24 protein-coding genes are annotated in these 23,262 nt (G+C 72.3%); 18 read left to right on the top strand and 6 right to left on the bottom strand.

Going from position 1 to position 23,262, the window contains the following annotated elements:
• Nucleotides 1-114: 114 nt before the first annotated feature.
• From PYS65_RS31160 to PYS65_RS31150, 3 genes are all read left to right on the top strand, one after another.
• Entirely contained in the window at nucleotides 115-579 is a 465-nt protein-coding gene (locus tag PYS65_RS31160) for an NUDIX hydrolase (RefSeq protein WP_279337272.1), read from the top strand.
• Nucleotides 580-656: 77 nt separating this feature from the next.
• On the top strand, nucleotides 657-2,042 hold the full coding sequence (locus PYS65_RS31155; RefSeq protein WP_279337271.1) for an NADP-dependent succinic semialdehyde dehydrogenase: 1,386 nt from the start codon (nucleotides 657-659) through the stop codon (nucleotides 2,040-2,042).
• 25 nt (nucleotides 2,043-2,067) lie between these two features.
• Nucleotides 2,068-2,304 carry a DUF6213 family protein gene (locus tag PYS65_RS31150; protein ID WP_279337270.1) on the top strand — a complete coding sequence of 79 codons (237 nt, stop codon included), beginning with the start codon at nucleotides 2,068-2,070 and terminating at the stop codon, nucleotides 2,302-2,304.
• Nucleotides 2,305-2,336: 32 nt separating this feature from the next.
• Here the strand turns inward: PYS65_RS31150 and PYS65_RS31145 are convergent, their stop codons facing one another.
• Nucleotides 2,337-2,999 (bottom strand): thiaminase II/PqqC family protein, encoded by a 663-nt coding sequence (locus tag PYS65_RS31145; RefSeq protein ID WP_279337269.1) that lies wholly within the window; start codon nucleotides 2,997-2,999, stop codon nucleotides 2,337-2,339.
• Nucleotides 3,000-3,190: 191 nt separating this feature from the next.
• Nucleotides 3,191-4,420: an acyl-CoA dehydrogenase family protein gene (locus PYS65_RS31140; RefSeq protein WP_279337268.1), complete on the bottom strand. Its 1,230-nt coding sequence runs from the start codon at nucleotides 4,418-4,420 to the stop codon at nucleotides 3,191-3,193.
• Nucleotides 4,421-4,591: 171 nt separating this feature from the next.
• On the opposite strand from PYS65_RS31140, the gene PYS65_RS31135 reads away from it, so the two are divergent.
• Nucleotides 4,592-5,233: a TetR/AcrR family transcriptional regulator gene (locus PYS65_RS31135; RefSeq protein WP_279337267.1), complete on the top strand. Its 642-nt coding sequence runs from the start codon at nucleotides 4,592-4,594 to the stop codon at nucleotides 5,231-5,233.
• Between the two features lie 3 nt (nucleotides 5,234-5,236).
• On the opposite strand, the gene def is transcribed toward PYS65_RS31135, so the two are convergent.
• Nucleotides 5,237-5,782: a peptide deformylase gene (gene def / locus PYS65_RS31130; protein ID WP_279337266.1), complete on the bottom strand. Its 546-nt coding sequence runs from the start codon at nucleotides 5,780-5,782 to the stop codon at nucleotides 5,237-5,239.
• A gap of 148 nt (nucleotides 5,783-5,930) precedes the next feature.
• On the opposite strand from def, the gene PYS65_RS31125 reads away from it, so the two are divergent.
• From PYS65_RS31125 to PYS65_RS31090, 8 genes are all read left to right on the top strand, one after another.
• A complete protein-coding gene (locus PYS65_RS31125) occupies nucleotides 5,931-7,169 on the top strand; it encodes a Mur ligase family protein (RefSeq protein ID WP_279337265.1) in 1,239 nt (412 codons plus the stop codon).
• A gap of 43 nt (nucleotides 7,170-7,212) precedes the next feature.
• Nucleotides 7,213-7,941: a type 1 glutamine amidotransferase gene (locus PYS65_RS31120; RefSeq protein WP_279337264.1), complete on the top strand. Its 729-nt coding sequence runs from the start codon at nucleotides 7,213-7,215 to the stop codon at nucleotides 7,939-7,941.
• Nucleotides 7,942-8,175: 234 nt separating this feature from the next.
• The gene (locus PYS65_RS31115) at nucleotides 8,176-9,201 is read left to right on the top strand and encodes a 6-phosphofructokinase (protein WP_279337263.1); all 1,026 of its coding nucleotides are present in this window, start codon (nucleotides 8,176-8,178) and stop codon (nucleotides 9,199-9,201) included.
• Between the two features lie 155 nt (nucleotides 9,202-9,356).
• On the top strand, nucleotides 9,357-10,307 hold the full coding sequence (locus tag PYS65_RS31110; RefSeq protein ID WP_279337262.1) for a cytochrome c oxidase assembly protein: 951 nt from the start codon (nucleotides 9,357-9,359) through the stop codon (nucleotides 10,305-10,307).
• A gap of 105 nt (nucleotides 10,308-10,412) precedes the next feature.
• Nucleotides 10,413-11,195, top strand: a complete 783-nt coding sequence (locus tag PYS65_RS31105) for a LytR/AlgR family response regulator transcription factor (protein ID WP_279337261.1) — start codon at nucleotides 10,413-10,415, stop codon at nucleotides 11,193-11,195.
• Between the two features lie 9 nt (nucleotides 11,196-11,204).
• The gene (locus PYS65_RS31100; protein WP_279337260.1) at nucleotides 11,205-11,564 is read left to right on the top strand and encodes a hypothetical protein; all 360 of its coding nucleotides are present in this window, start codon (nucleotides 11,205-11,207) and stop codon (nucleotides 11,562-11,564) included.
• 25 nt (nucleotides 11,565-11,589) lie between these two features.
• Nucleotides 11,590-13,302 carry a sodium/solute symporter gene (locus tag PYS65_RS31095; RefSeq protein WP_279337259.1) on the top strand — a complete coding sequence of 571 codons (1,713 nt, stop codon included), beginning with the start codon at nucleotides 11,590-11,592 and terminating at the stop codon, nucleotides 13,300-13,302.
• Complete coding sequence (locus PYS65_RS31090) at nucleotides 13,299-14,504, top strand: sensor histidine kinase (protein ID WP_279337258.1); 1,206 nt, start codon at nucleotides 13,299-13,301, stop codon at nucleotides 14,502-14,504. The genes PYS65_RS31095 and PYS65_RS31090 overlap by 4 nt, the downstream gene beginning before the upstream one ends.
• Before the next feature lie 21 nt (nucleotides 14,505-14,525).
• Here the strand turns inward: PYS65_RS31090 and PYS65_RS31085 are convergent, their stop codons facing one another.
• Nucleotides 14,526-14,702: a hypothetical protein gene (locus PYS65_RS31085; protein ID WP_279337257.1), complete on the bottom strand. Its 177-nt coding sequence runs from the start codon at nucleotides 14,700-14,702 to the stop codon at nucleotides 14,526-14,528.
• Between the two features lie 74 nt (nucleotides 14,703-14,776).
• On the opposite strand from PYS65_RS31085, the gene PYS65_RS31080 reads away from it, so the two are divergent.
• From PYS65_RS31080 to PYS65_RS31060, 5 genes are all read left to right on the top strand, one after another.
• Nucleotides 14,777-15,271 (top strand): Lrp/AsnC family transcriptional regulator, encoded by a 495-nt coding sequence (locus PYS65_RS31080; RefSeq protein ID WP_279337256.1) that lies wholly within the window; start codon nucleotides 14,777-14,779, stop codon nucleotides 15,269-15,271.
• A gap of 144 nt (nucleotides 15,272-15,415) precedes the next feature.
• Nucleotides 15,416-16,228, top strand: a complete 813-nt coding sequence (gene ddaH, locus PYS65_RS31075; RefSeq protein WP_341483703.1) for a dimethylargininase — start codon at nucleotides 15,416-15,418, stop codon at nucleotides 16,226-16,228.
• Nucleotides 16,225-17,451 carry an ornithine--oxo-acid transaminase gene (gene rocD / locus PYS65_RS31070; RefSeq protein ID WP_279337255.1) on the top strand — a complete coding sequence of 409 codons (1,227 nt, stop codon included), beginning with the start codon at nucleotides 16,225-16,227 and terminating at the stop codon, nucleotides 17,449-17,451. The genes ddaH and rocD overlap by 4 nt, the downstream gene beginning before the upstream one ends.
• A 173-nt stretch (nucleotides 17,452-17,624) precedes the next feature.
• Nucleotides 17,625-20,147 (top strand): SpoIIE family protein phosphatase, encoded by a 2,523-nt coding sequence (locus PYS65_RS31065; protein ID WP_279337254.1) that lies wholly within the window; start codon nucleotides 17,625-17,627, stop codon nucleotides 20,145-20,147.
• 24 nt (nucleotides 20,148-20,171) lie between these two features.
• Nucleotides 20,172-21,398 (top strand): PP2C family protein-serine/threonine phosphatase, encoded by a 1,227-nt coding sequence (locus tag PYS65_RS31060; RefSeq protein ID WP_279337253.1) that lies wholly within the window; start codon nucleotides 20,172-20,174, stop codon nucleotides 21,396-21,398.
• 24 nt (nucleotides 21,399-21,422) lie between these two features.
• Here the strand turns inward: PYS65_RS31060 and PYS65_RS31055 are convergent, their stop codons facing one another.
• Nucleotides 21,423-21,878 (bottom strand): RpiB/LacA/LacB family sugar-phosphate isomerase, encoded by a 456-nt coding sequence (locus tag PYS65_RS31055; RefSeq protein WP_279337252.1) that lies wholly within the window; start codon nucleotides 21,876-21,878, stop codon nucleotides 21,423-21,425.
• A 236-nt stretch (nucleotides 21,879-22,114) separates the two neighbouring features.
• Here PYS65_RS31055 and PYS65_RS31050 point away from each other — a divergent pair, with 236 nt between their 5' ends.
• The gene (locus PYS65_RS31050; protein ID WP_279337251.1) at nucleotides 22,115-22,840 is read left to right on the top strand and encodes a lysophospholipid acyltransferase family protein; all 726 of its coding nucleotides are present in this window, start codon (nucleotides 22,115-22,117) and stop codon (nucleotides 22,838-22,840) included.
• An 84-nt stretch (nucleotides 22,841-22,924) separates the two neighbouring features.
• Here PYS65_RS31050 and PYS65_RS31045 read toward each other — a convergent pair whose 3' ends face one another.
• On the bottom strand, nucleotides 22,925-23,221 hold the full coding sequence (locus tag PYS65_RS31045) for a type II toxin-antitoxin system Phd/YefM family antitoxin (protein WP_279337250.1): 297 nt from the start codon (nucleotides 23,219-23,221) through the stop codon (nucleotides 22,925-22,927).
• Nucleotides 23,222-23,262 lie beyond the last annotated feature (41 nt).

The following is a 23,262-nucleotide window of genomic DNA, read 5'->3' as shown; positions in this document are numbered from 1 at the left end:
CTGTATGGGCACCACCCTCCGCTTCGCCCGCGTGGTCCGCTGCCGCGAGGACGAGCGCCCTCGGGAGGCGGACACGGTTCAGGCGCTGCTCGCCGCACGCCCCGGGGTACGGCCGTGAAGGGCGCCCGGAGCGCCGGTCTGCTGGTGTTCCGGCACACCGGTCACGGGCTCGAGGTGTTGCTCGGGCATATGGGCGGCCCGTTCTTCGCCCGCCGGGAGACCGGCGCCTGGACCGTGCCGAAGGGCGAGTACGACCCCGGCGAGCCGGCCTGGGACGCGGCCCGCCGCGAGTTCCGGGAGGAGCTGGGGCTGCCGCCCCCGGACGGGGAGGCCGTACCGCTCGGTGAGGTCCGGCAGTCCGGCGGCAAGACCGTCACGGTCTGGGCGGTCGAGGGCGATCTCGACCCGGCGACGGTCGTGCCCGGCACGTTCGAGCGGGAGTGGCCGCCGAGGTCGGGCCGGATCCGGGAGTTCCCCGAGCTGGACCGGGTGGAGTGGTTCGCCCTGGACCGGGCCCGGGAGTTGGTCGTCACGGCGCAGGCGGCGTTTCTCGACCGCCTGGCGGAGCACTCGCTCTGAGGAGCCCTTCCGCGTTGCGACGCCCACCGCCGCGCGGGAAGGTCGAGAAGCACAGCCCGTCCCGAGGGAGGCCAGCCATGCCCATCGCAACGGTGAATCCGGCGAACGGCGAGACGCTCAAGACGTACCAGGCCATGGGTGAGGAGGAGATCGAGCGCCGGCTCCAGCTCGCGGAGGCCACGTTCCGCACGTACCGGACGACGTCCTTCGAGGAGCGTGCCCGCCTGGTGCACCGGGCCGCCGCCCTCCTCGACGAGGACCGGCAGAGCATCGCCCGGGTGATGACCACCGAGATGGGCAAGCCGGTCAAGCAGGCCCGGGCCGAGGCCGCCAAGTGCGCCAAGGCGATGCGCTGGTACGCCGACCACGCGGCGGAACTCCTCGCCGACGAGGAGCCCGACGCCTCCGACGTGAAGGACTCCGGCGCCTCCCGGGTCCTGGTGCGCTACCGGCCGCTCGGCCCGGTGCTCGCCGTGATGCCGTGGAACTTCCCGCTGTGGCAGGTCGTACGGTTCGCGGCGCCCACGCTGATGGCCGGCAACGTGGGCCTGCTCAAGCACGCCTCGAACGTGCCGCAGACGGCTCTGTACCTGGAGGACCTGTTCCACCGGGCGGGCTTCACCGAGGGCTGCTTCCAGACGCTGCTCGTCGGTTCCGCCGCGGTCGACGAGATCCTGCGGGACGAGCGGGTCAAGGCGGCCACCCTCACGGGCAGCGAACCCGCGGGGCGGGCGGTCGCCTCCACCGCCGGGGAGATGATCAAGAAGACGGTGCTGGAACTGGGCGGCAGCGACCCGTTCGTCGTCATGCCCTCCGCGGACCTGGACCGGGCCGCCGAGGTCGCGGTCACCGCGCGGGTGCAGAACACCGGGCAGTCCTGCATCGCCGCCAAACGCTTCATCGTGCACGCGGACGTCCACGACGCCTTCGCCGAACGCTTCACCGCGGGCATGCGGGCCCTGCGGACCGGCGACCCGATGGACGAGGAGACGGATGTCGGCCCCCTCTCCAGCGAACAGGGCCGCGCCGACCTGGAGGAACTGGTCGACGACGCCGTACGCGCCGGGGCCGGCGTGCTGTGCGGCGGTGAGCGGCCCGACGGGCCCGGCTGGTACTACCCGCCGACCGTGCTGACCGGGATCACCCGGGAGATGCGCGTCCACCGCGAGGAGGCCTTCGGCCCGGTCGCCACGCTGTACCGGGCGGCGGACCTGGACGAGGCGGTACTGATCGCCAATGACTCGCTGTTCGGTCTGAGTTCGAACGTCTGGACGCGTGACGAGGCCGAGGTCGACCGGTTCGTCCGGGATCTGGAGGCGGGCAGCGTCTTCGTGAACGGGATGACGGCGTCCCATCCGGCGTTCCCGTTCGGCGGGGTCAAGCGGTCCGGGTACGGGCGTGAGCTGTCCGGGCACGGAATCCGCGAGTTCTGCAACATCACCACGGTTTGGCACGGTGCGTGACGTTCCCACGACTACGATCCCGACTGTGAACCGCGAAGTGACTCTGCCTCTGATCGTCGACGACCGCGGTGTTCTGCAGGTCTCCGCGGCGGACGTGAGCAAATTGCTGCGCACGGTGGGCGGTCGGTGGCTGCGGCTCGTGGAGGCCGGGGAGGACCGGCTCGACGAGGACACGGTGGCCGCGCTCACGATCGAACTGGCGAAGCTGGCCGACCGGATCGACGTGGCCTGCATCGCCCACAGCAGTGGAAGCGCGCCCTGACCGGTACGGCGGGGTGAGGCCGTCGGCCCCCGTCAGACGGGCCGCAGCAGTGTCCTCCAGAACAACGCCTCGTAGCTCTGCAGCAGATGGCCGTACCCCCGGGCACGGTTCTCGTCGAGGCGGCCCGCGTCCAGGGCGGCCTGGACCGCCTCCGTGGCCGTCCGGTCCAGGTCCGGGGCCGGTTCGGCGAAGAGGTCGAAGAACGCGCAGGCCTCGTCGGTGAAGCCGTAGTGGGTGCGCAGCGCCCCGGCGATGGTGGCGCAGTAGCCGCCCCACGCCGAGAAGTTGGCGGCCACCGCGAGTACGGCGTCGGCGGGCGCGGCGTTGAGGGCCAGCCAGGCGATGTAGGCGGGATACGCCTGGCAGCCCGGCAGGGGGTCGTACGTGCCTGCCCGGTCACGGTCCACGCCGCACGCCGCGGCGAAGGCCTCCAGCCGCGGTGCCGCCCGTTCCTCGCCCTCGGCGAGGGCGGTGAAGTACGCGGCGGCCCGCGGCTGGTCCGCGGACCTGTCCGCCAGATGCCGGAACGCCCGGCGGTCCGCGGGAATCACCCGGTGCTGCTCGAGGGCGAGTGCGGCCAGGGTGTCCCGGTCGGCCTCACCACGGGCGATCAGCGGCACGAGAGGGTTGGACCGCGGGTCCGGGGCCAGTTCCCGCGTGATCGTCTCCAGCAGTTCCCCGGCCGTGCGCGTCATCGCGGCCTCCGTCGCGTCGGTCGGCCGGTCGTGCGGCCGGCTCCTCCACGATCGTCCCCCAGGAGCCGGGGCCGCAGAACCCGGCGCGCCCCGGCGGGGTGACGGTCCTCGCCGTACGGAGGCCGGGCGGTGGGGGTCGCACCGCCGGACCGTCGCCGTTCTTCCTCTCGGCCGGGCCTCGGCTCCGGGACTCAGCGGATGGGCACGCCCGACAGGGTGCGGGCGATGACCAGGCGCTGGATCTCGCTCGTGCCCTCGAAGATGGTGTAGATCGCGGCGTCCCGGTGCATCCGCTCCACCGGGTACTCGCGCGTGTAGCCGTTGCCGCCGAGGATCTGTATCGCCTGGGCCGTGACCTTCTTGGCCGTCTCACTGGCGTACAGCTTCGACATCGAGCCCTCGGCCGCCGTGAACGGCTTGCCGTTGACCGCCATCCAGGAGGCGCGCCACACCAGGAGGCGGGCGGCGTCGATCCGGGTGCGCATGTCGGCCAACTGGAAGGCGACGCCCTGGTTGTCGATGATCGGACGGCCGAACTGCTCGCGGGTCTGCGCGTACTCCAGGGCGACCTCGTAGGCGGCGCGGGCGGTGCCCACCGCCATGGCGCCGACCGCCGGGCGGGACGCCTCGAAGGTGGCCATCGCGGCGTTCTTCACCCTTTCCGTCCCCCCGTGCCCGGCACGCTCCCGGGCACGGGCGAGGCGCTCGTCCAGCTTCTCCTTGCCGCCGAGCAGGCAGGAGCCGGGGACGCGCACGTCGTCCAGGACCACCTCGGCGGTGTGCGAGGCGCGGATGCCGTGCTTCTGGAACTTCTGTCCCTGGGAGCAGCCGGGGGTGTCCGGCGGGACGATGAACGAGGCGTGTCCCTTGGAGCCGAGTTCCGGGTCGACGACCGCGACGACGACGTGCACGTTGGCGATGCCGCCGTTGGTCACCCAGGTCTTGGTGCCGTTGATCACCCACTCGTCCTTGGCCTCGTCGTACACCGCGCGGGTGCGCATGGAGGCCACGTCGGAGCCGGCGTCGGGCTCGGAGGAGCAGAAGGCGGCGAGCTTGACGTCGTCGGCGTCGCCGTACATCTGCGGGATCCAGGTGCCGATCTGCTCCTCGGTGCCGTTGGCGAGGACGCCGACCGCGGCGAGACCGGTGCCGACGATCGACAGGGCGATGCCGGCGTCGCCCCAGAACAGTTCCTCCAGGGCGGTGGGGACGCCGAGGCCGGTGGGGTCGAAGTACTGCTGGGCGTAGAAGTCGAGGGAGTAGATGCCGACCTTGGCGGCTTCCTGGAGCACCGGCCAGGGGGTCTCCTCGCGCTCGTCCCACTCGGCGGCCGCGGGGCGGATCACATCGGCTGCGAAGCCGTGGAGCCAGTCACGGACTTCCTTCTGTTCCTCGTTGAGTTCCATGATGAACTCGGCCATGTCCCCTCCAGCGGCGCGCACGTGCATGTTACTTACGGTAACTCCCAGTCTGTTACCGGCCGGTAGGGAAAGTCAACTCCCCCGGACCCCCCTGATCCCGTCCGGTGCCCGGCACGCCGTCAGTGTTAGTTTGCGCAGGCGTCACCGAATCAGCACGGGTGGGGAGAGACCATGGACACCACACAGCGGACCGACCAGCAACGGTCCGCCGACCGCCGTCGGCGCGAGCTGCTGGAGGCCGCCGACCGGGTGGTGCTCCGCGAGGGCCCCCATGCCTCCATGAACGCGATCGCGGCCGAGGCCGGCATCACCAAGCCGATCCTCTACCGGCACTTCGGTGACAAGGGAGGACTGTACGCCGCCCTGGCCCAGCGGCACACCGACGCCCTCCTGGCCTCGCTGCGGGAGGCACTGGACGCCCCGGCGGACCGGCGCGAACGGGTCGAGAACACCCTCGACACCTACCTCTCCGCCATCGAGCTGCGCCCCCAGGTGTACCGGTTCCTGATGCACCCGGCCGAGGGCTCGCCGGGCGACCAGGGCTTCGACGTCGGCAAGCACTCGGCGCCGCTGCTGCGGCGCATGGGCGAGGAGCTGGCCCAGGTCATCGAGGAGCGGCTGGACCTCGGACCGGGCAGCCAGCAGCTGGCCCGCGTCTGGGGGCACGGGATCGTCGGCATGATGCACGCGGCCGGCGACTGGTGGCTCGGCGAACGCCCCTGCTCCCGGACGGAATTGGTGCGCAGCCTGGCCGATCTGCTCTGGGGCCGGCTGGCAGCGGCCGACGACCGGGCCGGCGGGCCCGGCTTCTGAAGCTCAGCCGCGCCCGCTCCAGGAGGCCCGCCGCACCTGGCGGGCGAGCCTGCGCCGGCGCAGGCCCGACAGCCGGTCGGCGTAGACGCGGCCCTCCAGGTGGTCGCACTCGTGCTGCAGGCACCGGGCGAAGAACCCGGTGCCGTGCACGGTGACCGGTTCCCCGGTCGCCGTGCGGCCCTCGACGACCGCGTGGTCGTGACGTTCCGTCCCCGCCTCCAGACCCGGCAGGGACAGACAGCCCTCCGGACCGCGCACCACCACACCGTCCGTCTCCACCAGCCGCGGGTTGACCACATGGCCCAGGTGACGGACGTCCTCGTCGTCCGGGCAGTCGTACACGAACACCCGCAGCGGCACACCGATCTGGTTGGCGGCCAGGCCCACCCCCTGCGCGGCGTACATCGTCGCGAACAAGTCCTCCACGAGGCGGGCCAGTTCCGGACCGAAGTCGGTGACCTCCGCGCAGGGTGCGTGCAGCACCGGGTCGCCGAGCAGGGTGAGAGGCCGGACGCGTCCGTGGACGCCCGGGATGGAACCGTGTCGCATGGCCCTCAGAGTACGGTCCTCTCAACAACGTCCGTCTCATCGGTGGTGCCATGGTTCTGGAGTGCGAATGGACCTCGATAGGCTGAGGCCCACACCACGTGGCCGCCAGCCACAGGCGCGGCGCGTACGCAAGGAGGATCGAGACTTGATGGCAGGCAACTCGGACCCGCTCTCGCCGCGGGCCAAGCTGGCCGTGACCGCGGGCAAGGCGGTCGCAGCGGCGTCACGCGCCGCGGGACGCGGCAGCGGTTCGGTGATCGGCGGCCGGGTGGCGCTCAAACTCGACCCCGACCTCCTCGCCCGGCTCGCCCAGAACCTGGACTGCATCCTGGTGTCGGCGACCAACGGCAAGACCACCACCACCCGGCTCATCGCGGAGGCCCTGCGCGCCGCGGGACCGGTCGTGTCCAACGCCCTCGGCGCCAACATGCCCGCCGGCATCACCTCGGCACTCGCGGGCGGCTCGGAGGCGAAGTTCGGCGTCATCGAGGTCGACGAGAAGTACCTCGCCGGCGTCGCCCGGGACACCGACCCCAAGTGCATCGCCCTGCTCAACCTCTCCCGCGACCAGCTCGACCGGGCCGGCGAGACCCGCATGCTCGCGGAGAACTGGCGCGAGGGCCTGGCCGGTTCCAAGGCCGTCCTCGTCGCCAACTGCGACGACCCGCTGGTGGTGTGGGCCGCCTCCTCCTCCCCCAATGTGATCTGGGTCGCCGCGGGCCAGATGTGGAAGGACGACGCCTGGTCGTGCCCGTCCTGCGGCGGTGTGATGCAGCGCCCCGACGACGACTGGTTCTGCGGCGAGTGCGGCTTCCGCCGGCCCACCCCGACCTGGGCACTCTCCGACGACCACGTCCTCGACCCGCACGGCTCCGCCTGGCCGATCCACCTCCAGCTGCCGGGCCGCGCCAACAAGGCCAACGCCGCGAGTTCCGCGGCCGTCGCCGCGGTGTTCGGGGTGCCGCCGCAGGTCGCCCTGGAGCGCATGTACCAGGTGCAGGCCGTTGCCGGCCGCTACGACGTCGTCCAGTACCAGGGCCGTGACCTGCGGCTGCTGCTCGCCAAGAACCCCGCGGGCTGGCTGGAGACGTTCTCCCTCATCGACCCGCCGCCCACCCCGGTGATCCTCTCGGTGAACGCCCGCTCCGCCGACGGCACCGACACCTCCTGGCTGTGGGACGTCGACTACACCCAGCTGGCCGGCCACCCGATCATCGTCCTCGGCGACCGGAAGCTGGACCTCGCGGTGCGGCTCGAGGTCGCGGACCAGCAGTTCCAGGTCTGCGATGACCTCGACCAGGCACTGCAGCAGTGCCCGCCGGGCCGGATCGAGGTCATCGCCAACTACACCGCGTTCCAGGACCTGCGCCGCCGCGTCGGCAACTGACGCGGGCGACGTATCGCGACGTACTCACAAGGACAGTGACTTCATGAGCGACAACGGTCTGCGGATCGTGTGGATCTACCCCGACCTGCTCAGCACCTACGGCGACCAGGGCAACGTGCTCGTCGTGGAGCGCCGTGCCCGGCAGCGCGGCCTCGACGTGGCCCGGCTCGACGTGCGCAGCGACCAGCCGATCCCGACCTCCGGCGACATCTACCTGATCGGCGGCGGTGAGGACCGTCCGCAGCGGCTCGCGGCCGAGCGGCTGCGCCGGGACGGCGGACTGCACCGGGCGGTGGAGAACGGCGCGATCGTGTTCTCGGTGTGCGCCGGCTACCAGATCCTCGGCCACGAGTTCATCAACGACCTCGGCCAGCGGGAGCCCGGTCTCGGCCTGCTCGACGTCGTCTCGGTGCGCGGCGAGGGCGCCCGGTGCGTCGGCGACGTGCTGGGGGACATCGACGCGCCGCTCGGCCTGCCGCCGCTGACCGGCTTCGAGAACCACCAGGGCGTCACCCACCTCGGCCCGACGGCCCGCCCGCTCGCCCGGGTGCGCTTCGGCAACGGCAACGGCACGGGGGACGGCACCGAGGGCGCCTACAACGACACCGTGTTCGGCACGTACATGCACGGTCCGGTGCTGGCCCGCAACCCGCAGATCGCGGACCTGCTGCTGAAGCTGGCGCTCGACGTCAACGCGCTGCCGCCGACCGACGACCGCTGGTACGAGGCACTGCGGGACGAGCGCATCACGGCCTCGCAGCAGCCCGGATAGGGCCCGCGCCACGACGTCCGCCCGGTGTCCGCGAGCCCGTGGACACCGGGCGCGGACCGGGTGCCCGAAGGGGCGTCACCGGCCCGTCTGACGGCTGGTCCGCCCAGGTGAGCGGGCTCGTCCAGTAGGCGGACGCGCGCTGCGGACCCACCCCCGGATGCCGCTAGGGTGGCGGGGATCGAGCCGGACGACGCGGTCCGGTCCCGGCCCACGGCGAGAAGGTTGTTTCGGGCTATGCGTATTGGTGTCCTCACGTCCGGCGGAGACTGCCCCGGTCTGAACGCCGTCATCCGCTCCGTAGTGCACCGCGCGGTCGTCGACCACGGCGACGAGGTCATCGGCTTCCGGGACGGCTGGAAGGGCCTCCTGGAGTGCGACTACCTCAAGCTCGACCTCGACGCGGTGGGCGGCATCCTCGCCCGCGGCGGCACCGTCCTCGGCTCCTCCCGGGTGCGTCCCGAGCATCTGCGGGACGGTGTGGAGCGGGCCAGGGGCCACGTCCAGGAACTCGGCCTCGACGCGATCATCCCGATCGGCGGTGAGGGCACGCTGAAGGCGGCCCGGCTGCTGTCGGACCACGGCCTGCCGATAGTGGGCGTCCCGAAGACCATCGACAACGACATCGCGGTCACGGACGTCACCTTCGGCTTCGACACGGCCGTCGGGGTGGCGACCGAGGCGCTGGACCGGCTGAAGACGACCGCCGAGTCCCACCAGCGGGTGCTCATCGTGGAGGTCATGGGCCGGCACACCGGCTGGATCGCCCTGCACTGCGGCATGGCGGCCGGCGCCCACGCGATCGTGGTGCCCGAGCGGCCCTTCGACATCGAGGAGCTGACCGCGACGGTCGGCGCGCGGTTCTCGGCGGGCAAGCGGTTCGCCATCGTGGTCGCCGCGGAGGGCGCCAAGCCGAAGGCCGGGACCATGGACTTCGACGAGGGCGGCAGGGACGTCTACGGCCATGAGCGGTTCGCCGGGATCGCGCGGCAGCTCTCCGTGGAACTGGAGTCGCGGCTCGGCAAGGAGGCGCGTCCGGTGATCCTCGGGCACACCCAGCGCGGCGGGACGCCGACGGCGTACGACAGGGTGCTGGCCACCCGCTTCGGCTGGCACGCCGTGGAGGCCGTGCACCGCGGGGAGTTCGGGATGATGACGGCGCTGCGCGGAACGGACATCGTGACGGTGTCGCTGGCGGAGGCCGTCGAGACGCTGAAGACGGTCCCCGAGGACCGCTACGCGGAGGCGGAGTTCGTCCTGTAGCACCCGTCGCGTCCCGCGGTGTCCGTGCCGTCCCGGGCCCGTGACTCCCGCGACACCCGTGGACAGGACCGCCCCCGGTCGCAGGCGCGGCGGGGGGCGGTTCTACCCTGGTGCGGACAGACAGCGCACAACCCCCACGAATCAGGAGCCGGCGGATGGATCACAGCGGGCACGGCATGACCATGGATCTGCCGCCGTTCACGCTGGGGCGAGGGCTCGCATGGTCGACCGAGCCGTTCTTCCTCGTCTCCTGCCTGTTGGGGCTGGCGCTGTACGGCTGGGCGGTGGTGCGCCTGACGCGGCGCGGCGACAAGTGGCCGGTGGGGCGGACCGTCTCGTTCGTCCTCGGCGTGCTGAGCATCATGCTCATGATGTGCACCAAGCTGAACGAGTACGGCATGGTCATCTTCAGCGTGCACATGGTGCAGCACATGATGATCAGCATGGTGTCGCCCATCCTGATCCTGCTCGGCGCCCCGATCACGCTCGCGCTGCGCGCGCTGCCACCGGCGGGACGCGGGCGCAAGGGGCCGCGCGAGCTGCTGCTGATGCTGCTGCACAGCCGCTACATCCAGGTCGTCACCCACCCGGTGTTCACCATCCCGATGTTCATCGCGAGCCTGTACGGGCTGTACTTCACCCCGCTGTTCGACTTCCTGATGGGCTCCCAGGTGGGACACATCGCGATGATGGTGCACTTCCTCGCCGTCGGCCTGGTCTTCTTCTGGCCGATCATGGGCGTGGACCCGGGTCCGCACCGGCCGGGCTACCTGATGCGGATGCTGGAGCTGTTCGCGGGCATGCCGTTCCACGCGTTCTTCGGCATCGCGGTGATGATGGCGTCCACGCCGATGGTCAGCACGTTCGAGAACCCGCCGGCCTCGCTCGGCATCGACGCGCTCTCCGACCAGAACGCGGCCGGCGGTATCGCCTGGGCGTTCAGCGAGGTCCCGTCCGTGCTGGTGCTGATCGCGCTGCTCTTCCAGTGGTACGCCTCGGAGAAGCGGCACGCCAAGCGCACCGACCGCGCCGCGGACCGGGACGGCGACAAGGAGCTCCAGGCGTACAACGCCTATCTGGCCTCCCTGCACACACGCGGGAGCTGAGCCCTCCCCGCTCCCCCCTTCCTCGCTCCCCACCACCGGATCGTGCGGGAACGCCCACGGCCGGCACATGTCCAGACGTGGGATTCCCGCCTAGACTCCACCCTCATGCTGCGCGCTCTGGCCGTCGACGACGAACGCCCCTCGCTGGAGGAACTGCTCTACCTGCTGAACGCGGACCCCCGCATCGGCAGTGCCGAGGGCGCCGGTGACGCGACCGAGGCGCTGCGCCGCATCAACCGCGCCCTGGAGTCCGGGCCCGACGGGCCCGAGGCCATCGACGTCGTCTTCCTCGACATCCAGATGCCCGGCCTCGACGGACTCGACCTGGCCCGGCTGCTCGGCGGGTTCGCCCGGCCGCCGCTCGTCGTGTTCGTCACCGCCCACGAGGACTTCGCCGTGCAGGCGTTCGATCTCAAGGCCGTCGACTACGTCCTCAAGCCCGTCCGCAAGGAGCGGCTGGCCGAAGCGGTGCGCCGCGTCGCCGAACCGCGCGCCGCGGCCCGGCGCGCGGCCCAGCACGGCAGTGCCCCGCGCATCCCCGTGCACGAGCCCGACCCGGACCACATAGCCGTCGAGCTCGGCGGGGTGACCCGCTTCGTCGCCGTCGAGGACATCACGCACGTGGAGGCCCAGGGCGACTACGCCCGGCTGCACACCGACCGCGGCAGCCACCTCGTACGGATACCGCTGTCCACCCTGGAGGAACGCTGGCGCTCGCGCGGCTTCGTCCGTATCCACCGCCGCCACCTGGTGGCCCTGCGCCACATCGGGGAGCTCCGGCTCGACGCGGGGACCGTGAGCGTCCTGATCGGCTCGGAGGAGCTCCAGGTCAGCCGGCGGCACACCCGTGAACTGCGGGACCTGCTGATGCGCCGGACCACGGGCTAGGGGGACGGCGTGCCCCAGGACCCGACCGAACGCCGCGTGGTCGTCACCGGCCCGCCCCGCCGCGCCCGCCGCGCCTTCGGCTACTACCGCCCGCGGACCGAGATCGACGAGCAGACCACCCTCGGCCACACCTATGTCCGCTCCCTGATGCGCATCCAGCTGCGCACCGGTCTCCTCGTGTTCGCGGTCCTCATGCTGCTCATCGGCCCGCTCCCGCTGGTCTTCGCCGCGGCCCCGGACGCCCGGCGGCTGGAGTGGGCGGTCCTCGGCTTCGGGCTGTACCCCCCGCTGGTCCTGCTCGCCCGCTGGTACGTGCGCCGCGCCGAACGCAACGAACGCGACTTCGTGCGGCTCGTCGAGGACCGCTGAGGGCGGGGAACGGAACGCCGGTACCGTGAACTCCAGTTACGCCGTCCCCGCCGTCGCGCTCGTCGTCCTGGCGACCGTCCTCGTCGGCGCCTTCGGTCTGCGCATCTCCCGCACCACCTCCGACTTCTACGTCGCCTCCCGCACCGTGGGGCCCCGGCTGAACGCCGCCGCCATCAGCGGCGAGTACCTCTCCGCCGCCTCCTTCCTGGGCATCGCGGGCCTCGTCCTGGTCCAGGGCCCGGACATGCTCTGGTACCCGGTCGGCTACACCGCCGGCTACCTGGTCCTGCTGCTGTTCGTCGCCGCCCCGCTGCGCCGCTCCGGCGCCTACACGCTGCCCGACTTCGCCGAGGCCCGCCTCGCCTCGCAGACGGTGCGGCGGCTCGCGGGCGCCTTCGTCGTCGGCGTCGGCTGGCTGTACCTGCTGCCCCAGCTCCAGGGCGCGGGACTCACCCTGACCGTGCTCACCGGCGCTCCCGGCTGGCTCGGCGGAGTGATCGTCGCCGTCGTGGTCACCGTCATCGTCGCCGCCGGCGGCATGCGCAGCATCACCTTCGTGCAGGCCTTCCAGTACTGGCTCAAGCTCACCGCCCTGTTCGTGCCCGCACTGTTCCTGGTCCTCGCCTGGCAGAGCGACGGGGCGCCCAGCCACGCCTTCGACGAGCCCGCCGCCTTCCGCGAACAGCGTGTCGTCCGCATCGACGACACCCTCGACCTGCGGCTCGCCGGGCCGCTGACCGTGACCGTGGACGGCACCGTCGACGGCCGCGAGCACACCGGCACCGAGCTCCGCCTGCCCGCCGGCACCCACCGCATCGACGGCGGCACCCGGCTGACCTTCGCCGAGGGAGCCGAGGTCCCGGCCGCCGGACGGGGCGCCGACGACGCCCTGTCGCCCTCGCGGGCCGAGTCCCGCGAGGAACGCCCGCTGTACGCCACGTACGGGCTGATCCTCGCCACCTTCCTCGGCACCATGGGCCTGCCGCACGTGGTGGTCCGCTACTACACCAGCCCGCACGGCGTCGCCGCCCGCCGCACCACCGTCGCCGTCCTCGGCCTGATCGGCGCCTTCTACCTGCTGCCCCCGGTCTACGGAGCCCTCGGCCGGCTGTACGCCCCCGACCTCACCCTCACCGGCAGCGCGGACGCCGCCGTGCTCCTGCTGCCCGGCCGCATGATCGGAGGAGTGGGCGGCGACCTGCTCGGCGCGCTGGTCGCCGGGGGTGCCTTCGCCGCGTTCCTGTCCACGGCGTCCGGGCTGACCATGGCCGTGGCCGGCGTGATCACCCAGGACGTCCTGCCCTCACGCGGCGTACGGCACTTCCGGCTCGGCACCCTGCTCGCCATGGCCGTCCCGCTCGGGGCGAGCATCCTGGTCGGCGGGCTGCCGGTGGCCGACGCGGTCGGGCTCGCCTTCGCCGTGTCGGCGTCCTCGTTCTGCCCGCTGCTCGTCCTCGGCATCTGGTGGCGCCGGCTCACCCCGCCCGGGGCGGCGGCCGGCATGCTGGTCGGGGGCGGCTCCGCCTTCGCCGCCGTCGCCGCGACCATGGCCGGCTTCCCGGGCCGGGGCGCGCTGCACGCGCTGCTCGCCTGGCCCGCCCTGTGGTCGGTGCCGCTGGGCTTCCTCACCATGGTCCTGGTCTCCCTGGCCACCCCTGGCCGGGTGCCGCCCGGCACGGCGGCGGTGCTCGCCCGGTTCCACCTCCCGGAGGAACTGCGCACGGAGGTGTCCACGTGAGCGGATTCCTGGCGGGCCTGTGCGTCGCCGTGCTGCCCCTGCTGGCCGCGGGCTTCTGGCTCGGCCGGCGCACCGCCCGGCCCGCCAGTCTCGCCGGGCTCGGCACGCCCGTCGAACACGCCACCTTCGAGACCCTGCACACCGCCTCCCTGGCCACACCCCCGCTCCGGGCGGGCCTGACCGAGGAGACCGCCGGCAGGTCCGCCCGCAAGCTGCGTTCCCTGCTCGGCACCGACGCCCTGTGCCTCACGGACCGCGAGCAGGTCCTCGTCTGGGACGGCGCCGGCGCCCATCACCGTACCGAGATCATGGAACGACTGGCCGGTCCCCTCGACTCCGGCCGCGGTGAGGCGTTCCCGCTCAGCTGCGACACCCCCGACTGCGCGGTGCGGTGGGCCGTCGTCGCCCCGCTCACCGTCGACGACCGGGTGCACGGCGCGCTCGTGGCCTGCGCGCCCCGCGAGTCCGCGGTCCTGGTCCGGGCCGCCGGGGAGGTGGCCCGCTGGGTCTCCGTCCAGCTCGAACTGGCCGACCTCGACCGGTCCCGCACCCGGCTCATCGAGGCCGAACTCAGGGCGCTGCGGGCCCAGATCTCCCCGCACTTCATCTTCAACTCGCTCGCCGTGATCGCCTCCTTCGTCCGCACCGATCCCGAGCGCGCCCGCGAACTGCTCCTGGAGTTCGCCGACTTCACCCGTTACTCGTTCCGCCGGCACGGCGACTTCACCACCCTCGCCGACGAGCTCCACGCCATCGACCACTATCTGGCGCTGGTCCGCGCCCGCTTCGGCGACCGCCTCTCCGTCACCCTGCAGATCGCCCCCGAGGTGCTGCCGGTCGCGCTGCCCTTCCTCTGCCTGCAACCGCTCGTCGAGAACGCCGTCAAACACGGCCTCGAGGGCAAGGCCGACAAGTGCCACATCCAGATCACCGCACAGGACGCCGGCGCCGAGGCCCTCGTGGTGATCGAGGACGACGGCGCCGGCATGGACCCCGGCCTGCTGCGGCGCGTTCTCGCCCGCGAGGTCGACCACACGGGCGGCATCGGCCTGTCCAACGTCGACGACCGGCTCCGCCAGGTCTACGGCGACGACTACGGCCTCGTCATCGAGACCGCGGTGGGCGCGGGCATGCGGGTCACCGTCCGGCTGCCGAAGTACCAGCCGGGCGTGCATCTGGCGGGGCGGCTCACGCCGAGGTGAGCACCGGACGCCACGGGCGGCTCAGGCGCTGCGCGTGGCGACCATTCCGAGGGTGATCAGTCCCAGGACGACCCAGCCGAACCACAGCCATCCGTTGCTGCCGAGCGCCACCGTGTAGGCCGTCACGGCGACGAGGCCGCCGATGGTGAGCACTCCCATGGTCTTCGTCGAGTTCGAACCGTTGTGGGAACCGGGCATCGCGACACCCTCCTCATGGTCCTGGTGTTCGGTTTCCCTCCATGGTGCCCCGGTTCTGCCGTTACGGTGCCGGTATGAGCAGCAGTCCCGCACCGTTCGACGAACTCGACCGGAAGATCGTCACCGCTCTGATGGCGAACGCCCGCTCGTCCTTCGCCGAGATCGGCACGGCCGTCGGGCTGTCGTCCACGGCGGTCAAGCGACGGGTGGACCGGCTCCGCGAGACGGGGGTGATCACCGGTTTCACCGCGACGGTGCGACCGTCGGCGCTGGGGTGGCGCACGGAGGCGTACGTCGAGGTGTACTGCGAGGGGGCGGCGCCGCCCCGGCGGCTGGCGGAGGTGGTGCGCAACCACCCGGAGATCGCCGCGGCGATGACGGTGACCGGTGGCGCGGACGCCCTGCTGCATCTGCGGGCGCGGGACGTGGAGCACTTCGAGGAGGTGCTGGAGCGGATCCGTGCGGAACCGTTCATCCGGAAGACGATCAGCGTGATGGTGCTGTCCCATCTGATCCCGGAGAGTCCGGAGGCGGGGGCGAGCCAGCCGGCGCCCCAGGATCCGGGGTAGGACGCAGCGGACGTGCGTCGAGCGGCGGGAACACGCAGTATTCCTGCGTGAACACGCACCTCTTGTTCCTTGTCGCCCGCCCCGGTGGCTTTCTACCGTGGACTCACCCCTGATGACACCGCGTGGAAGCGGAGGAACCCCTCTGTGACCGTTCCCCGTGTGCCGTCCCCACGGCGCTATCTCGTCTGCGACCCCGGGCACTTCGCCGTGCGGTACGCGATCAACCCCTGGATGCGTCCCGACCGCCCCGTCGACGTCTGTCTGGCCCAGCGGCAGTGGCGGACGCTGGTCGACGTCTACCGCGCGCACGGTCACACCGTGGAGACCGTGCGGCCCGTGCCCGGTCTGCCCGACATGGTGTTCGCCGCGAACGCGGCGGTCGTCGTCGAGGGCCGCGTCCTCGGCTCCCTGTTCCTGGCGCCCGAGCGGCGCCCCGAGTCCGTACCGTACGAGAGCTGGTTCAAGGCGGAGGGCTTCGACGTCCACCGTCCCGAGTCGGTGTGCGAGGGCGAGGGCGACCTGGTTCCCGCCGGGCGCTGGATCCTCGCCGGCACCGGGTTCCGCACCACCCGTGAGGCGCATCGGGAGGCGCAGGAGTTCTTCGGCGTGCCCGTGATCAGCCTGACGCTGGTGGATCCGTACTTCTACCACCTGGACACGGCCCTGTTCGCACTGGACGGGGAGAACATCGCGTACTACCCGGAGGCGTTCTCGCCGGGGAGCCGCGAGGTGCTGGCCCGGCTGTATCCGGACGCGGTGACCGCGACCCGCGAGGACGCGATGGCGTTCGGCCTGAACTCCGTCTCCGACGGGCGCCATGTGTTCCTCTCCCCGGAGGCGACAGGCCTCGCCGCCCGGCTCACCGCCCGCGGCTACGTTCCCGTCCCCGTCGACCTGTCCGAGTTCCACAAGGCAGGCGGCGGGATCAAGTGCTGCACCCAGGAGATCCGCTCATGACCCCTGCCGTCCGTACCCGTTCGTCCGCCGAGCTCATCGGTGCGGAGGAGTCGGTCCTCGCGCACAACTACCATCCGCTGCCCGTGGTCGTCGCGAGCGCTCAGGGCGCGTGGGTGCAGGACGTGGAGGGCCGCCGCTACCTCGACATGCTGGCCGGCTACTCGGCGCTCAACTTCGGCCACCGGCATCCCGCGCTGATCGAGGCGGCGCACCGCCAGCTGGACCGGCTCACGCTCACCTCACGCGCCTTCCACAACGACCGGCTCGCCGAGTTCGCGGAGCGGCTGGCGGCGCTGACCGGGCTGGACATGGTGCTGCCCATGAACACCGGCGCGGAGGCGGTCGAGAGCGCGGTGAAGGTGGCCCGCAAGTGGGCCTACGACGTGAAGGGCGTCCCGGCCGACCGGGCGACGATCGTGGTCGCGGCGGACAACTTCCACGGCCGGACGACGACCATCGTCAGTTTCTCCACGGACGAGACCGCACGCGCCGGTTTCGGGCCCTTCACCCCCGGTTTCCGGATCGTGCCGTACAACGACCTGGCGGCCCTGGAGGCGGCGGTCGACGAGACGACGGCCGCGGTGCTGATCGAGCCGATCCAGGGCGAGGCGGGGGTGAACATCCCCGACGACGGCTACCTGGCGGGCGTGCGGGAGCTGACGCGCCGCGCGGGGTGCCTGTTCGTCGCGGACGAGATCCAGTCGGGGCTCGGCCGTACGGGCCGCACGCTGGCCGTGGACCACGAGTCGGTCGTCCCGGACATGGTGCTGCTCGGCAAGGCACTGGGCGGCGGCATCGTCCCGGTGTCGGCGGTGGTGGCCCGGCGGGAGGTGCTCGGGGTGCTGCACCCCGGGGAGCACGGATCGACCTTCGGCGGCAATCCGCTGGCCGCGGCCGTCGGTACGGCGGTGGTGGAGCTGCTGGAGACGGGCGAGTTCCAGCGCCGGGCCGCGGAACTGGGCGTGGTGCTGCGCGACGGGCTGCACGCCCTGGTCGGCAAGGGCGTCGTCGGCTTCCGCTCGCGCGGACTGTGGGCGGGCGTCGACGTGGACCCCGCACTGGGTACCGGCCGGAAGGTGAGCGAGCGTCTGATGCGGGAGGGGATCCTGGTCAAGGACACCCACGGGTCCACCATCCGGCTGGCCCCGCCGCTCACCGTCCGGGGCGAGGAGCTCCAGGAGGCTCTGGAGACGCTGGGCAAGGTGCTGGGCCAGGGCGGCTGACCCGCCCAGACCCCGGCCGTCGGCCCGTTCCCACCTGCCTGACCTGCGTGAGCGCCGTCCGGAGGGTGGGAACGGGCGTTTTTGGCCGGTGCCCGGGAAGCCCCCTGCCCGGTTCCCGGGTGAAGATGGGAACAAGAGGTGGTAGACCACTCTCAGCGACAGAGAGGTCGGCCGTGGGCGGACACGAGCACGGACACGAGGAGCCGGACGTTGCCCGGCAGGGGTTCGACGTCGCCGACGCCGCTCCCCTGCTGCTCGATCCGCAGGGCGTCGTGACGAACTGGACCGGTCCGGCCGAGCGGCTGCTGGGGTATCCGGCGGTCGAGGCGGTGGGCAGGAAGCTGGCCGAGCTGCTCACCCCCGAGGACGCCGAGCGGGTGCCGGACCTGCTCGGGCACTGCCGGGCGGACGACGGCTGGGCGGGCCCGATGACGGCCCGGCACCGGGACGGGCGGCCGGTCCCCGTCATGGTCCGGCTCATGCGGACCATGGAGCCGCGGGGCCGCTCGTCCCTGCTGGCGCTGCTGTCGGAGCTGGCCGGTCCCGTCGGCCGGGACATGAGCCGCTCCGCCGGCTGGGACCTGAGCCCCGTGGTGCTCGAGCAGATGGTCGCCGGAGCGTCGATCGGGCTCGCGATCGTGGACACGGACCTGCGGTACGTGTGGTCGAACACCGCCCTGGAGCAGTTCGGCGGCGGCCCGGCCCAGCGGCGGCTGGGCCTGCGGTTCGCCGACGTCCAGCCCGGCCTGGACGCCGAGTCCGTCGAGGCGCAGATGCGCCACGTGCTGGAGACCGGCGAGCCGGTGGTCGGCCACGAGTACGTCGGCCAGGTCCGTTCGGCGCCGCTGCGCGAGACGGCGCACATGCTGTCGTTCACCCGGCTCGACGACGACCGGGGCCGCCCGATGGGCGTCTACTACAGCGTCGTGGACATCACCGAGCGGCACCGCGCCCGTCAGCGGCTCGCCCTGCTCGACCGGGCCGGCGAGCGCATCGGCCGCACACTGGACGTCCTGCGCACCGCCCAGGAGCTGGCGGACGTCGCCGTCCCGGAACTCGCGGACTTCGTGGTCGTGGACCTGCTGGAGACGGTGGTGCGGGGCGCCGAGCTGCCCCCCGGACCGCTCGCGGAGACGGACAGGGTGACGCTGCGCCGCGCGGGCCACCGGTCGCTGTACGAGGACCTGCCGCGGAAGGTCCGGGAGTCGGGCTCGGTGACGAACTTCCTGGCCGGTTCACCGCCGGTCCGCTGCCTGGCCACGGGCCGGTCCTGGCGTCAGGAGCAGCTCGACCCGCTCGCCACGGAGTGGATCGACGGCGCGCCGGACAGCCGGAAGGCCACCTTCCTCGAACTCGGTCTGCAGAGCGCGATGATCGTGCCGATCCGCGCCCGGGGCGTCACCTTGGGTGTCACCGGGTTCTTCCGGCGCCGCCCGGACCTCTTCAGCGAGGACGACCTGGCCCTGGCCGAGGACCTCGTCTCCCGCGCCGCCGTCTGTGTGGACAACGCCCGGCGCTACACCAGGGAGCGCGACGCGACGCTCGTACTGCAGCGCAGCCTGCTGCCCCGCCGGCTCCCGGAACTGGACGCCGTCGAGGTGTCGGCCTGTTACCGCCCGGCCGACGAGCTGACCGGTCTGGGCGGCGACTGGTACGACCTGATCCCGCTGTCGGGTGCCCGCGTCGCCCTCGTCGTCGGGGAGGTCCCCGGCCACGGCATCGCCGCCGCCGCGGCGATGGGCCGGCTGCGTACCGCCGTGCGGACCCTGGCCGCTCAGGACCTGCCGCCCGAGGAGGTGCTCGCGCACCTCGACGACCTGGTGTCGCGGTCGGCGCGGGAGGAGGGCACCGATCCGGACGAGCCGGAGGGGAACTACGGCCAGGCCGTGGGCTCCGGCTGCCTGTACGTCGTCTACGACCCGGTCGACGGCCGGTGCGCGATGGCCGCCGCGGGCCATCCCGTGCCCGCCCTGGTGGCGCCCGACGGCACGGTCGGCTTCGTCGACCTGCTGCCGGGACCCCAGCTCGGCGTGGGCGGCCCGCCGTTCGAGGCGAGGGAACTGTCCCTGCCCGAGAGCAGCACACTCGCCCTGTACACCGACGGTCTGCTGACCGATACGGAGACCGGTTCGACCGCGGGCGGCCAGGACCGGCTGCGACAGGTACTGCAAAGGGCCGCGCCCTCACTGGAAACGCGGTGCCGGGCCGTGGTGGACGCCCTGGTACCGGTCCGCCCGTACGACGACGTGGCCCTGCTGATGGCCCGCACCCGGCGCCTGGACTCCGGCCAGGTGGCGGCCTGGGACCTGCCGTCGGATCCGGCCGTGGTGGCCGAGGCCCGCAGGACGGCCACCCGGCAGCTGGCCCACTGGGGGCTGGACGAGCTGGTCTTCACCACGGAGCTGATCGTCAGCGAACTGGTCACCAACGCCATCCGGCACGCCGCCGGCCCGGTCCGCCTGCGGCTGATCCGGGAGCGGGCGCTGGTCTGCGAGGTCTTCGACGGCGGCGCCACCGCACCGCACCTGCGCCACCCCCGCGCCATGGACGAGGGCGGGCGCGGGCTGCTGCTGGTCTCGCAGCTCGCTCAGCAGTGGGGCACCCGTTTCGTTCCCGACGGGAAGGTCATCTGGGCCGAGCAGTCGCTGACCGGACCGGGTGATCTCCCCCTCGAGACGGCCTTCCCTTCGGAATGACGCTCTCGTCAGGAGGCGGTGGCCATGAAACGGACGGCGATCGACTACGCGGCGGTGTACCAGGCCCTGCCCGGCATGGTGGCGCTCCTCACCCCCGATCTGGTGTACGCGGACGTCAACGAGGCGTTCGTCCACGGGACCGGCAGGTCCCGGGAGGAACTGCTGGGCCGCTACCTGTTCGACGTCTTCCCGGACAACCCGAACGACCCGGACTCCTCGGGCGCGCACAACCTGCGCGCCTCCCTGCTGCGGGTCGTGGCCACCGGCGAGCGCGACACCATGGCCCTGCAGCGCTACGACGTCGAGAGCCCGGAGCGGCCCGGCGAGTGGGAGGCGCGCTTCTGGAGCCCGGTGAACACACCGGTGCTGGGCAGCGACGGCTCCGTGGTCCTGATCGTGCACCGGGTCGAGGAGGTCACCGAGCTGATGCGGGCCCGCGACCGCGCGGGCGTCGACCAGAGCCGGGTCCTGGAGGCCGAACTGTACACACGCGCCCGCGAGCTGCAGGAGCTCAACAACCGCCTGCGCCAGGCGCACGCCCGGGAGCGGCAGGTGGCGCTGGCACTGCAGCGGTCCATGCTGCCCGCGCCGCGGCAGGTGGGTCACCTGGCCGCCGTGCGCTATCGGCCGGCGGTGGGCGCGCTCAACGTCTGCGGGGACTGGTACGACCTGGTCGACCTGGTGCGCGGCCACCGTATCGGCGTGTCCGTGGGCGACGTGGTCGGACACGGACTGGAGGCGGCCGGCGTCATGGGCCAGTTGCGCAGCGCGCTCACCGCCGCCTCCCGGGTCGCGGCGGGGCCCGCCGAGGCGCTGGACGTCGTGGCGCGCTACGCCCACGTGGTCGACGGCGCCGAGTCGGCGACCGCGGTCACCACCTTCGTCGACTTCGACCGGCACACCATCGACTACAGCAGCGCCGGTCATCCCCCGCCGGTACTGGTCCACCCGGACGGGCGGGTGGAGTTCCTCGACCGGGCCACCGACCCTCCGCTCGACGCCCGTCCCGAACCGGCGCGCAGACCCGAGGCGTCGACCACGTTCACCCCCGGGGCGACTCTCGTGCTCTACACCGACGGTCTGGTCGAACGCCGCCGGGAGGACATCGACACCGGGCTGCTCCGGCTCGCCGAGTCGCTGCGCCGCCACCGGACACGGGATCCGGAGTCGCTGGCCGACATCGTGCTGCGGGAGTTGCTGCCGCCCGGCGGCGCCACCGACGACACCGCGCTGGTCGTCGTCCGGCTGTGATCCGCCGCGGGACGGCGGTACGGCTCAGCCGGTGGGCCGGGCGCCGTCGAGCCGGTCCACCCGGTCCACGTTCTGCCGGTCGTCGGCGTCCCGTCCGGTCACCCCGGCGAACCAGGCGTCGAGGATCTCCTTCAGCAGCGGCTCGGACGTCAGCCGCAGGCCGAGCGCCAGCACGTTCGCGTCGTTCCAGCGGCGCGCGCCGTCCGCCGTGTAGGCGTCCGTGCACAGGGCGGCCCGTACGCCCGGCACCTTGTTGGCCGCGATCGAGGCACCCGTGCCGGTCCAGCAGCACACCACCGCCTGGTCGGCGGCCCCCTCGGCGACGTCGCGGGCGGCCGCCTCCGAGCAGAACGCCCACCGCGCGTCGTCCCCGGGGTTCAGGGCGCCGTGTACGCGCACCTCGTGGCCGCGCTCGCGCAGTTCGGCGAGCAGGGCCCGGGCGACGGGTTCGTCCATGTCGGAGGAGACGGAGATCCGCATGGGGCGAGCCTACTCGTGCGTGCGGCGGCCGGCGGCGGCCGGGACACGCGTCCCCGCCGGCACCCCCGCTGACGGGCGCTCAGCCGCCCGGCCGGCCCCGCCCCGTCCCGCCTCCGGCCTGCCGGACGGGGTGCCGGGGGCCCTCACCCGGACCTAGACTGGCACCCCCACGACGTGCCGGTCGACCTGCTGCAGCACGCCGCTGAGCCCGTCCGCCAGAGTCGAGGAGCGCGCTCTTGTTCTACCACCTGCTCAAATACGTGCTGCTGGGCCCGCTGCTGCGACTGGTCTTCCGGCCTCGAATAGAGGGCCTGGAGCATGTGCCGTCGTCCGGTGCCGCGATCGTCGCCGGCAACCACCTGTCGTTCTCGGACCACTTCCTGATGCCCGCGATACTCAAACGGCGCATCACCTTCCTCGCCAAGGCCGAATACTTCACCGGCCCCGGCATCAAGGGCCGGCTGACGGCGTTCTTCTTCCGCAGCGCGGGGCAGATCCCGGTCGACCGCTCCGGCAAGGACGCCGGCCAGGCCGCGATCCGGGAGGGCCTCGGAGTGCTGGGCAAGGGGGAACTGCTCGGTATCTACCCGGAGGGCACCCGGTCGCACGACGGGCGTCTCTACAAGGGCAAGGTCGGGGTCGCGGTGATGGCCCTCAAGGCCGGTGTCCCGGTGATTCCCTGCGCGATGATCGGCACCTTCGAGGCGCAGCCGCCCGGGAAGGTCCTCCCCCGCATCCATCCTGTGGTGATCCGCTTCGGCAGGCCCCTCGACTTCTCGCGCTACGCCGGCCTGGAGGACGAGAAGGCGATCCTGCGCGCCGTCACCGACGAGATCATGTACACCATCCTGAGCCTGTCCGAGCAGGAGTACGTCGACCAGTACGCGGCCGTCGCCAAGGTAGAGGACGCCGAGCGCAAGGCGGCGCAGAAGCGCCGGCTCCCGCGGATGCCGCTGAACTGACCGGCCCCGCCCGAACGCACCGTCGTGTGCCCCCGCCGCTGCGGCGGGGGCACACGACGGTGCGTTCGGGGCCTTCTCGGCGCCTTACGAAGCGGCCGTCCCGCGGTGTTCGGCGGCGATGCCGAAGCGCTGCTGTTCGCGTGCGGCGGACGCCACCCCGTGGACGCCGGAAACCGTGCTGACCACCTGGTCCCCGGTGGGCTCCCGTCGCGCGTCGAGCTCCTGGAGTTCCTCGAGTCGTCGCAGGTCATCGGCGGACACGAGGGCGACGAGAGGCTTTCCGTGCCGGGTCACGACGACGCGCTCACCGCCGTACACCACGCGGTTGATCAGGTCGGCGAGTTCAGCCCTGGCTTGCGTCACCGGAATCTCGTAGGCCATGCCCCCATCATAACGCCACGTACGTCCTGTACATTTCTTAC

The sequence above is a fragment of the Streptomyces cathayae genome, from assembly GCF_029760955.1.
Classification (GTDB): domain Bacteria; phylum Actinomycetota; class Actinomycetes; order Streptomycetales; family Streptomycetaceae; genus Streptomyces; species Streptomyces cathayae.
Note: the sequence above shows the minus strand (reverse complement) of the source record. Positions and strands in the feature narration are given on the sequence as shown.

Bases quoted from the DNA above. Each gene is read 5' to 3' on its own strand.
- PYS65_RS31080 (WP_279337256.1), top strand. From the start codon at position 14,777: ATGAGCAGCAGTCCCGCACCGTTCGACGAACTCGACCGGAAGATCGTC.
- PYS65_RS31120 (WP_279337264.1), top strand. From the start codon at position 7,213: ATGAGCGACAACGGTCTGCGGATCGTGTGGATCTACCCCGACCTGCTC.
- PYS65_RS31135 (WP_279337267.1), top strand. From the start codon at position 4,592: ATGGACACCACACAGCGGACCGACCAGCAACGGTCCGCCGACCGCCGT.
- PYS65_RS31115 (WP_279337263.1), top strand. From the start codon at position 8,176: ATGCGTATTGGTGTCCTCACGTCCGGCGGAGACTGCCCCGGTCTGAAC.
- PYS65_RS31105 (WP_279337261.1), top strand. From the start codon at position 10,413: ATGCTGCGCGCTCTGGCCGTCGACGACGAACGCCCCTCGCTGGAGGAA.
- PYS65_RS31140 (WP_279337268.1), bottom strand. From the start codon at position 4,420: ATGGCCGAGTTCATCATGGAACTCAACGAGGAACAGAAGGAAGTCCGT.
- PYS65_RS31045 (WP_279337250.1), bottom strand. From the start codon at position 23,221: ATGGCCTACGAGATTCCGGTGACGCAAGCCAGGGCTGAACTCGCCGAC.
- PYS65_RS31060 (WP_279337253.1), top strand. From the start codon at position 20,172: ATGAAACGGACGGCGATCGACTACGCGGCGGTGTACCAGGCCCTGCCC.
- PYS65_RS31155 (WP_279337271.1), top strand. From the start codon at position 657: ATGCCCATCGCAACGGTGAATCCGGCGAACGGCGAGACGCTCAAGACG.
- PYS65_RS31110 (WP_279337262.1), top strand. From the start codon at position 9,357: ATGGATCACAGCGGGCACGGCATGACCATGGATCTGCCGCCGTTCACG.
- PYS65_RS31145 (WP_279337269.1), bottom strand. From the start codon at position 2,999: ATGACGCGCACGGCCGGGGAACTGCTGGAGACGATCACGCGGGAACTG.
- PYS65_RS31085 (WP_279337257.1), bottom strand. From the start codon at position 14,702: ATGCCCGGTTCCCACAACGGTTCGAACTCGACGAAGACCATGGGAGTG.
- PYS65_RS31125 (WP_279337265.1), top strand. From the start codon at position 5,931: ATGGCAGGCAACTCGGACCCGCTCTCGCCGCGGGCCAAGCTGGCCGTG.
- PYS65_RS31055 (WP_279337252.1), bottom strand. From the start codon at position 21,878: ATGCGGATCTCCGTCTCCTCCGACATGGACGAACCCGTCGCCCGGGCC.
- def (WP_279337266.1), bottom strand. From the start codon at position 5,782: ATGCGACACGGTTCCATCCCGGGCGTCCACGGACGCGTCCGGCCTCTC.
- rocD (WP_279337255.1), top strand. From the start codon at position 16,225: ATGACCCCTGCCGTCCGTACCCGTTCGTCCGCCGAGCTCATCGGTGCG.